We start from the raw sequence: 9,983 nt of genomic DNA, 5'->3' as shown, positions 1-9,983 counted from the left end.
GTTCTGGATGGTCCCGACGAGGCCAAGGTCGACGGTCACCCCCAAAAGCGAGTTTTGATAGCTTACAGTATCGCCGGAGGCTGTATTCATCCCACCATCGAACGTATCGGTGCCGACGCCGCCGACGAGTGTATCGTTGCCCGCCACCCCATTCAGCGTTTCGCCGCCAATTCCTGAAACCAGGAGATTGTCCGACGCGTCTCCATTGATCGTTGTGTTCAATGGGGTTGTCGTTATCGAAAGCGCGCCAGTTGACGTGTCACCGTCTGCGTCAGTCGCTGTCAGGTTGAATGAAAGCGGAACATCGTGACCGGCATTAACTTGAAGATACCCGACATTCGCGATGGAGAAGTTGTCTCCATTCCCATGCCCCACCTCGACGCGATTATAACCGTCGCTTGTGAATACAGAAATAGTGCTGCCGTTTGTTGCGGAAATGATGTACCCCCCACCTGAGGCGACGAGGCTCGCGAGGGGAACAAGCACGCCGTTGACGTAGATCTGGGTGATGATATCGGTAGAATCGTTACTGAAATTTATATCGTTATTTGCGTCGTACGCTTTGACTAAGACGCCGGATGTTCCATTGCCATTCTGTACCGTGAATGCGAACCCGTTCACATCATAATGAGACCCGTAGGTGAAACTGTTGTTACTGCCTCCGGTAGTCGCTACGACATTCTGAGCKAAGTCGAAACGCAGTGTTTCTCCGGTGTTGATGGACGGATTGCCAGCACCAAAGCTTATGCTTGATCCACCGGAGTTGCTGCCGTTGACCGTAGCGGGCGAACCGCCACTCGAGGCAGATATAAGGATATCGTGGTCGGCTGCATTCGTATCCTGCACGCTTTTGTAATTTCTGGAGCTGGTGTCCGGGAAATTCGACTGCGTGATCGTATTCCCCGATCCGTCATCAATCGCCCGGAAGAACTGGACGGTGTAGATGTCGCTCAGATCGCTCGTCGTGTTTGGCGATAGCCTGGCAGTGAAGACGGTTGTCTCGTCGCCATTGGCGGCGTTGCCATCGAAGTCGATTTTACCGGTCAGCGTGTTGGTGCCGAAACCGTAGAGATGCACGGTTTTGCCACCGGAAGTCACCGCGGTCGCTTCGCTCGTGAGCGGAGAGCCGTCAGTCCCGGAGAAGACGACGCTGCCGCCATCAGCTCCGATGCTCTCATAGAAGTTGAGGGCACCGCTACCGACCGCGTTCGCGCCGTTCTCGATGGTCATCGACTGCGCGGTGAAGGCGACAGGCGAGTCATCATCGAAGGTCACGGTCAGCGTCCCGATCCCGCTATCTGCAACGCTCGCGTCGCCGTCGCTGTCGCTTACCCGGTACTGGAGCGCCAGCGTAAAATCGCCATTCTCGGCATTGCCCGCCGCGTGCAGAACGTTGTCGACGAGCGCCAGCGTGTAGGCGCCTGTCGCCGGCGTGACGGCAATAGTGAACAAGGTGCCGTTGACGCGAGAGCTATCAGGGCTCGACGTGATTGTGGCCGTCAGCATGCTTGTCGCGCTGTTCCAGCCGTAGGTTACGGTTTCCTGACCGACAGTGGCGGTGCCGCCCGCGAGATTGGCGAAACTGAAGGAGAGCGCGCCATCGCCGCTCGACGCGGTCAGGCTCCCGGAGAAGAAAGCCGAATTGGTCGCAGCATCGCCGGTCCCGCCGATGATTCCGTGCGCCAGCCCCTCATCGTCCACCGCGGCCGTCACCGATCCGCCGACGGGAACGTTGTTCGCGTTATTGATGTCGACGATCTGAGTCGCAGTCGACGTGTCGTTGTCGCCGTCGGTGATCTGATAAGTGAAGCTGCCAGCCGTGTTCGACGTGCTCGCACTGACAACCGGGTCGAAGGTCCAGGTTCCGTTGCCCTGGAACGTATAAGTTCCGTTGGCATTCGTGATCGTGGTGGTCCCGGCCGGAGCGATCGCTTGAAAGCCGTTGCCGAGACCAAAATCCACGGCCGTCAGCCTCGCGCCGTCCGCTCCCAGTTGATCGTTTGCGAGGAGATTGACACCAGGCGCCTGCGAATCCGTCTCGGATAACGTGAGAGGGGTATCCGAAACCGCCGTCGGCACGTCGTCGACGATGTTGATCACCAGGTTGCCGGCCGGGGCCGGATCGCCGTCGGCGTCGCTCACCACAACCGCGAAGCTCGCCGTGGTCGCGTCGCCCGCCGTGTTGTCGAGCAGCGTGTAGCCGTAGCTGATCGTGCCGGCCCCCGTCGCCGGATCGTAGCTGTACGATGCCGTCAGCTGTCCCGTCGCGCCGCCCGCAAGCGTCTCGGCCGCGAAGGTCTGGGCCGAGGTCGTCAGCACATGCCCGCCCAGCGAGACCAGCGACACTCCGTCCGGCGAGGTGAAGCCGATCGTCCCGGTCACCGTCTCCGACGGCGCCGCCTCGTTCGAACCGGCCGCCTCGGCGCCGCGCGCCGGCAGACCCGCCTCCTGGACCGTCGTCGTCGCCTCGCCCGCCCCGGGGATCACCGCCGCAGGCGTCGAATCCCCGATCGCGATCGTCAGCGTCGTCGGCGAGCCGTCGCCGTCGCCATCGGTCAGCGTGTAGGTGAACACGTCGCTCACCCCGCCGGCCGAGCCGGCATTGCGCTGGTAGCTGTAACCGCCATCCGACGAGATCGTCAGCACGCCGTACTGGCCGGCCACCACCGTGCCGGTGCCGACCGCAACCGCCAGGCCGCCCGCCGTCGTCGCCACGACCGAGGTCACCGTCCCGCCATCCGCGCCCTGCACGTCGGCACCGGCCGGATTGCCGTCGCTGCCGGCGCCGCCGATCACATTGCCACCGACCGCCGCAAACGAACCCGCCGCGACCGCGTCGGTATCCGAAACCGCCGTCGGCACGTCGTCCGTCAACGAAATCTGGACGGTCCCCTGCGCAGTACCCGCCCCTGTCTCGACCACGACACCGACCGAGCCGAGGTCGACGGTCTGGAAACCGCCTCCCGAAGGATGCGGCACAGGGCCGATCAGTGTGATCGTGACGGTAAGCTCTGCCGTTCCAATTCCCTGGCCGCCCAAGGGCTCGATCTGAAGAAGAACCGCGTCAACTCCCCCCACGCGCCCGACGATTGCCGTATCGGAGAGCCGAGCCCAGACGATGTCCGCTCCGGGAAGGCCGTTCGTTTCCGTCTGCAAGGTGCTGAGATCGGTCGCAAAGTGCACGGCGCTGATCGGCAGCGAGCCGGAATCGAACAGCTGGCCAATTCGCCTTTCCTCGCCAATCCGCGCACCCTCCCGGCCTCCCGGCAGCGCAGCTTCCGCCAGCAGGACGCTTACGGTCGACGACAATACGCTCGGACCGACGCTGAGGCCGCCCCTTGCGGCGCCCAGTTCGCGCTGCTCCAGGGTCGGAAACTGCAGGGCTGTGGGAGGAAGAAGATCGGTGAGACCGAAGAAGGAGCCGACGTTTCCGTTGGCAACAGCGAAATTGCCGCCGGAGCTGCCGACGTTCGAGGGCTGAGCGCCCGCGGGGCCCGCGCCAGGGACGATACCTAGGCGATCGAACACTGCCGTCAGCGTGCCAGCAGGCACCTCGATCTCGCCGACTATCAAAGTCGGCACATTCGAAACACCGTTGTCGATAACGATTGTGCGGCCATCGGCCTGCTTCAGGACGATGTCTTTCCCCGACACCTCGATATTGTCGATGGAGGTGCCTTGCGGCAACCGCACCACCTTGGTGGCGACCGCATCAAAATGCGTTGCGGCCGTCGGCGCAGCACTGGGTTCAACAGCGGGCAAAGCCGGCGGTGGTGAAGGGGCCGGGCCAGAGGGGGCTGTCGCCGCTTGCGCCAGCATAATCCGCCCGGCCTGGTCCACCGCATCGGCGGCGGAACCAGTCGTCACTTCGGCCTTAGCCGCGACGCCAGCGTTGCCAAGACCTTCATCCATGACGCCACCCGATCATTTTCATAACTRATCGAATGGATTGGCGAATATCAAACCGACATCAAGACGGGCGTTATACTGGCGTATATCGGATGAGTGAAAATATTGTTGATCCTTAACGACAAGGCCGATCGACCCATTCTGCGTTCGACGTGGCGAAGCGGGGACAAGGGCGAGCCAGGACGTCGTTCAAGCTTGTGCTCCTACAGCAGGCCGAAGGGCGCATAGGAGAAGCGCCTGCCCTCTGCTGCGCTCGAGCAATGTCATTCTAGCGGTAGCTTTCAGCGCGTGCTGCCCGGCGTCGAGAAAGCACGGCATCGAGATGATGCGTTGCTCATTCTCTTCGAACAGCGTGAGGATCCGGCTTATCTCTGCGGAAAGCCCGAGCCTGACATTCGGCTGCTCACCGGCACTTGCCGCGAAGGCGCGCATCGGCCCGTTGAACAGGAGGATCTGCTTGTGCTGGTTGATGATAAAGGCAGGCTCGATGATGAGATCGATGATGCGCTGCCATCTGCTCTTGAGATCCTGAGATTGGCCGGCACGCCCTTCGCCCATGAACCATTCGATTGCAGCGACCCGCAATCTGGCCGTTGCGTTGCCCCGTTCGTCGGCAAGGAGATGGTCGACGAGCGTCGACAGCCGCTCTCGACGCGCGCGCGCCATATGTTCGAGCGCCTGCCAGAACTGTATCTCAAGCTTGAAAGCGCGACGGCGCCCGTCGATTGTCAACAGGCGAAGACGGGGTTCCTTGACACTCTGAGCCCCAGTTTCGTCCACGCACCGTTCCATCAACGTTCAGTCATTGCCTCGTGYCTGGCGCGATTGATGGGCTTGAGCAGATAAGTGAGGATCGATTTGTCGCCGGTGATGATGTCGACGTCGGCGGTCATACCGGGGATGATGGCATGCGCTCCCTTGTCGAACTTCAGTGAGGTCTCGTCACTCCGTACCAGAACAACGTAGAAGGTCTCCTTCGAATTGGAATCATAGACGCTGTCGGCAGATACCTGCTCCACGACGCCGTTGAGACCACCATACTGATAGAAATCATAGGCCGATACCTTGATCAGTGCCTTCTGCCCGAGTGCAATGAACGCGATGTCCGAAGGCTTGACCCGTGCTTCGATCAGCAGCTTTCCATCGGATGGCACGATGTCGAGCAGCCGCTCCCCGGGATTCACATAGGCTCCGACCGTATTGACCGCGAGGGAGTTCACAACCCCGTCAACGGGAGAGCGAATATCGGTGCGGCGAACACGCTCCTCCGCTCCCCGAAGTGTCTCCTGTACGACGGACCACTCCGCTCGACGCGCGGTCAGCTCAGCTAGCGCCTCACGCCGCAGCTGGGTGACTTGTTCGGCAAGCTGGGAACTCGCCTCGCGCAAGCCTGATTCGAGCTTGGCCAAGGTTTCCTTCGCTGTACTCAATTGCCCCTTCAACTCGACGACTTGCCGTTGCGCGCGGATTAGTTCGAGCTGAGAGATGAGGTTTCTGCTCGCCATCGGAGCAATGATCGCGAGTTCCTTATCGGCAAGCACGAGCGACTCGGTGAAACGTTGCGACTGGGCCGTCACCTCGCCGACTTCGCGCTTCCGCTGTTCGAGGCGCTCCTTGAAGGTATCGATGCGCGCGTGAAAATTCTCCTGTCGGGCACTCAGCAGCTTACGTTCGTTCAGGCAGACATCCGGTGCCACCGTCTCGATGTCCTTCGGGCATTCGAAGGGCGATCCGGGCCCGGCCACCTCCATTTCGAGGCGAGCGATCTGCACCCGGAGCGCGCGACCCTGCGCCACCGCCTCGCCCGCCTTCGCGGAGTTTGGAGTGTCGTCGAGCCGGATGATCATTTCGCCCTGAGCCACCCGCTGGCCTTGCCGGACGAGAATCTCCCGCACGATACCGGCCTCGGAGCTCTGCACCACCTGCGTCCGCGACGTAGGAATCACGCGCCCGGACCCTCGCGTAATCTCCTCGACGCGCGAAAAATTGGCCCATATGATGCCGGCAAGGAGAAGCGCACCAACCAGCTTGATGGCTTGCGAGGCAAGGCGCGGCGGGCGATCAGCGGCGCGAAAAGCTTGCTTTTCAGCCTTCGGACGGAACCAGGAAACCGCGCGCATGCCCTTTTGGCCAATGACTGATGTCACGAATGCAGCGTCCCGCTCGCGTAATGACTTCCCAGCGATTTGCCGAGTAACGTGGGAATACCACGAAATCTGCAATGATGCGAGCCACTCATCATTCCATTCGGCGATTTGATCTGCGCGGCCGCAAGCGTTGCAAATTCTACCTGAATTATAAATTTTACCTGACGTCTAAAGGAATCAGCTAGGTATCGTGCTCCTTATGGGCGCGAACGGAAATCGAATTTGAGCGGTACGATGACGCACTTTCCTGAAGGGTTCTCCAATGGCTGACAAACGCCGGGGACTGGTCGGTCTCGTAGCATGGGGCGGGRCGCTCGCCATTTGCATTACAGCCATCGTTGCGTCCTCCGGGTTGGCTGCTGGCTTTGACGCAGCGCTTCCGGCCTGGCTGACACCCACTCTTGGTGTCGTCGCTGCCGTGGCCTTTGTCGGCGCCGCAACGACGGTCATAGACCTGCTTCGCCGTGTCGAAGCTGCCAGTCAGGTGCTTTCTGCGGACGTCGCAACTCGAGATGGACAGCGCGAAACGGCGAGCGATCTTCTGCGCGAAGCAAGGAATGCAAAAGAGCAAATTGCCAAGTATCGCCTTGAGGTCGAGCGCCTCCAGGACATTGATGCGGTTACCGGTCTCGGAAATCGCAAGTGGTTGCAGGTCAGGACAGTGCAGGAGTTCAGCCGCGCGCAGCGCGAACGAAGCCCGTTATCATTCATTCTGGTCACAATCGATAAATACGACGAGATCGCCGCACGTCTGGGGTCAGGTGCATCCGAAGCACTCCAGCTTCACGTCGCGGACACTCTGAAGAGTTTCGTCCGCCCCTATGACGCCGTAGCCCGTATTTCGGCTTCGGAATTCGGTGTACTCCTGCCGGGAGCTTCGGCTCCGACGACAGCCAGCATTGCACAGCGGCTCGAGAATGCCGTGACGGGAAGGCCCCCTCTTCTGCTGGGATCAGAGATACCTGATGTCAAAGTCGTAGCGGTTGAGCGGAGATCCGACGAGACGATTTTCGACGAGATGCTGACTCGCGCGCGCGGTGGGGGTGTGCATGTCGCCAGCAGTCAGAACACCGCGAATATCTGAGCGGAAGATCCGCATAAAATAATTGAGCGTGAGAAAAAGTGGCCTTCCAAAGGTCGCTTTTCCGTAACCCACGCGCATCAGTTGGGACGTCTCGCGAGCAGAAGAGCCAACCCTTCGTTTTTCTCGTAGCGAGCGTCAAAGCGAGGTCGTGCAGGACGGACCGCGCCCTCGAAAGGTAAGCCAGTTTTTGTCGGCCGGGCGCATTGCGTCGAGAAATCTCTGGGAACAAGGCCTATCCACGCCGCAAAGTGTCGTCCTGAGCGAAACTGAGCAGCGTCGTTGACGGAGGCCGAAATGAGAGGACGCAGTGACAGGGCCGGGGATCGTGGCGAGCCGCTGGCTGACATCGTTGGCGTGATGCCACGCGACCAGCCGATCGTGAAGATGGGTGATCCGTTCGCCGAATCACGGATCTGAGCTATCATTACCGCGACAGCTTCCTTAAGAAGGTCGGGGACTTGGGCTGGATCGGCATCCGACCCCATAGCCTCGAGTAGAGTCGCGTTCCATGCCCCTTTCGGCGCGACTCGGGCTCGGCGCGAAGCCGGCACAGGATGGTGTTCATCTGAGCGGCGGCGGAGCTATCTTATTTGCGGCGTTCCCTGGTCGGCCGACGGCGCACCAAACGGACGGTCGCTCTCACTCGCCCTTGCCGGGGACGTCCGCCGAGGCGGATGCTGTAAAAACTCAGGCTGAGGTGATTTCCGCTTTCCTCCAATAGAACGACTCCCCTGTTAGCCACATCTTATGCAAAGTGACTGCGATACGGCGGGCCAGAGCTATTCGCGCCCTCGCAAGCCCGCGTGTCCTAGCCACGTTCATTGCCCATGCTTGCGAGAAGGTTGGTCCGGATCAGGCTCGACTCCGGCCTGGTTGCAAGTTGGTCTGACGAAGCTTCATCCGGGTCTGGGTGCCACGTCGGACGGATCGTGCATGTTCTTGAGGATGGCGAGCCCCGCCATTGGCCGCGTCGGCAGCGGACCGCGCCGAAGGACCGCTCCAGGACACTCCAGTCAATCGTCCGCGCCAGCCGGACCAAGGCATGGTTGAGGGCAATGATCTGGTCGAGCCGCGCCCGGAACAGATCACGCTGACCGCCCTCCACCGGTTTCGACGTCGTTGGGAGGGCGCTGCAACCGCCGCACGCGCCTACCCAGAAGCAGGCCTCCCCGACCTGAAAGTTGCTTGTCTCAACGCAGCGCAGCGACTTCGTTCGATCTTGCCGGCCGACGCTTGAAGCCATGAAGGTAGGCGTCGCCTCCGACGAATGAGAGCAGAGGCAAATATTCGCTGACCTGACTATCGTCCAGCACCGATGCAGAAAGATTGTCGAGAACGAGGCGACCGGCGCCGATATCAACGACGAGAATCGCGTGATCCTCTGCGGTTTTAAGCAGCTTGACGAGTTGCAGCCGTATCTGGGAGCGATCGAAGCCGGCGGCGAGAAGCATCCACATCTTCAGGACGGCGAACTCTTCGCAGTCACCGCTGCCGCGCGCCAGGGTTTCCTCGACCGTCGCCCAATAGTCCGGAATGCCATAGCCATCGAGATCACGGCGGTATTTCAGCTCGGTATTTACCGCCTTGTTGACGGTGTCGATGGCGTCTCGATCATACTGGCCGCGCGCAATAGTCACCGCGTCCGTTAGCCGCCCGCGGAGTTTTTCTGCGCAGGCTGAGGCTGATGCGGAGCAGCTGCCCACGAAATAGGAATCGGCCCGCTCCTCCAGCATTGTGTGCCACCGGCGTGACTGAGGAACCTGAGAGACAGGCAGCGCGACCGAACCTAGCACGTCGCTGTGCCCCGCAGGTACTGCTCGCYGGCCTTCGCGCGGCGATTGCGGAAGCTTTTCGCCAAATAGCGTCCAGCGTTCGGCGAGTGAGAGATTTGCCTGGCCGAGCGCCGCCAGCACGCGGACCGGCTCGGCCGCTTCTCGCTGCGCCTCTTTCTGGGGCGGCGCGTGCGGGCCCTGCACCGAAGCAAGGTCGGGCCAGTCCAACGGACTGCGCCCGAAGAGCGAGATGCCAAGGAAGACGGGCAACGCCGGTGCCTTCACGGATGAAGGAAGACTGTCGGCATCACTCGTCACGATGCTGGCCATTGCCATCGACGAGGTGATCGCGATCAGGATCGGCAGGTTGACTGCCCATCTCCAAAACCGCCCCCTCCGAACCAACGCAGATCGGTACATCGACACCCCTCCGGATCACAGAGGGAAGATGGCGAGCGGCCTTTCTGCGCTGGATGAAGTCAATGCCTAAACTTTTAGGCTTGCGCTCGGGCCAGAGAAATAAACGCACATCTTGGATATAGAGCGGTTCCGAGTATTAGAAGAATTGAGGGCCGTTTATTATGTAAGTATTGACCATGCTGCCAGGGGCACTGCAAGACCGATCGCAAAGGCCGTTGATCGACATAGAACGGCATTGTCACGGCGTAGCGGMGTTGTTGCGCCTCGRTCGGGTTGGTAGCCATTGAGCATGGCAAAGATCAGTTACAGCGGTTTTCGCTTTCCACCCGCGATCWTCCAGCTGGCAAACTCGCTGTATCTCCGGTTCACCCTCAGCTTCCGCGACGTCGAGGTCTGCTGGGGTTCTGTTGCAAACTCTTCAGTTACGGAGGTTAGGGCATCACCTTCCAGCCATTGGCGGGGGGATTTCAGATGTTCAAGGGCCGTCATTTCGACCGATCGGTCCTGCTGTGTGTTCGCTGGTATCTGGCCTACGGCCTGAGCCTGCGCGACCTGAAGGAGATGATGGCCGAGCGCGGCATCAGCATCGACCATTCCACGATCCACCGCTGGGTCGTCTACTTCGCGCCCTTGCTGCTTCAGCGCTTCAAC

At 60.8% G+C, this 9,983-nt stretch carries 6 protein-coding genes and 3 pseudogenes; 4 read left to right on the top strand and 5 right to left on the bottom strand.

Translation table 11 applies throughout. From position 1 onward, the window contains the following. From AC1D34_RS27715 to AC1D34_RS27705, 3 genes are all read right to left on the bottom strand, one after another. On the bottom strand, window positions 1-3,912 hold a 3,912-nt coding region (locus tag AC1D34_RS27715), incomplete at its 3' end, for a beta strand repeat-containing protein (protein WP_476825929.1). A gap of 186 nt (window positions 3,913-4,098) precedes the next feature. Then, window positions 4,099-4,701 (bottom strand): ribbon-helix-helix domain-containing protein, encoded by a 603-nt coding sequence (locus AC1D34_RS27710; RefSeq protein WP_476825928.1) that lies wholly within the window; start codon window positions 4,699-4,701, stop codon window positions 4,099-4,101. Next, complete coding sequence (locus AC1D34_RS27705) at window positions 4,701-6,056, bottom strand: HlyD family type I secretion periplasmic adaptor subunit (RefSeq protein WP_476777437.1); 1,356 nt, start codon at window positions 6,054-6,056, stop codon at window positions 4,701-4,703. The genes AC1D34_RS27710 and AC1D34_RS27705 overlap by 1 nt, the downstream gene beginning before the upstream one ends. Window positions 6,057-6,318: 262 nt before the next feature. On the opposite strand from AC1D34_RS27705, the gene AC1D34_RS27700 reads away from it, so the two are divergent. Then, window positions 6,319-7,140, top strand: a complete 822-nt coding sequence (locus AC1D34_RS27700) for a GGDEF domain-containing protein (RefSeq protein WP_476825927.1) — start codon at window positions 6,319-6,321, stop codon at window positions 7,138-7,140. Window positions 7,141-7,434: 294 nt separating this feature from the next. Continuing rightward, complete coding sequence (locus tag AC1D34_RS27695) at window positions 7,435-7,557, top strand: hypothetical protein (RefSeq protein WP_476777435.1); 123 nt, start codon at window positions 7,435-7,437, stop codon at window positions 7,555-7,557. 494 nt (window positions 7,558-8,051) lie between these two features. Here the strand turns inward: AC1D34_RS27695 and AC1D34_RS27690 are convergent. Together AC1D34_RS27690 and AC1D34_RS27685 are read right to left on the bottom strand one after the other, a co-directional pair. Then, window positions 8,052-8,245: pseudogene (locus tag AC1D34_RS27690) on the bottom strand (IS5/IS1182 family transposase); the annotation flags it as partial. An 85-nt stretch (window positions 8,246-8,330) separates the two neighbouring features. Continuing rightward, window positions 8,331-9,332 carry a transglutaminase-like cysteine peptidase gene (locus AC1D34_RS27685; RefSeq protein ID WP_476825926.1) on the bottom strand — a complete coding sequence of 334 codons (1,002 nt, stop codon included), beginning with the start codon at window positions 9,330-9,332 and terminating at the stop codon, window positions 8,331-8,333. A gap of 289 nt (window positions 9,333-9,621) precedes the next feature. On the opposite strand from AC1D34_RS27685, the pseudogene AC1D34_RS27680 reads away from it, so the two are divergent. Then, window positions 9,622-9,723 (top strand): annotated as a pseudogene (locus AC1D34_RS27680) (IS6 family transposase); the annotation flags it as partial. Between the two features lie 80 nt (window positions 9,724-9,803). Further along, window positions 9,804-9,983: pseudogene (locus AC1D34_RS27675) on the top strand (IS6 family transposase); the annotation flags it as partial.

This window comes from Allobosea sp. P1_A7 (genome assembly GCF_056406775.1).
This window is presented reverse-complemented; position numbering and strand designations above follow the sequence as displayed.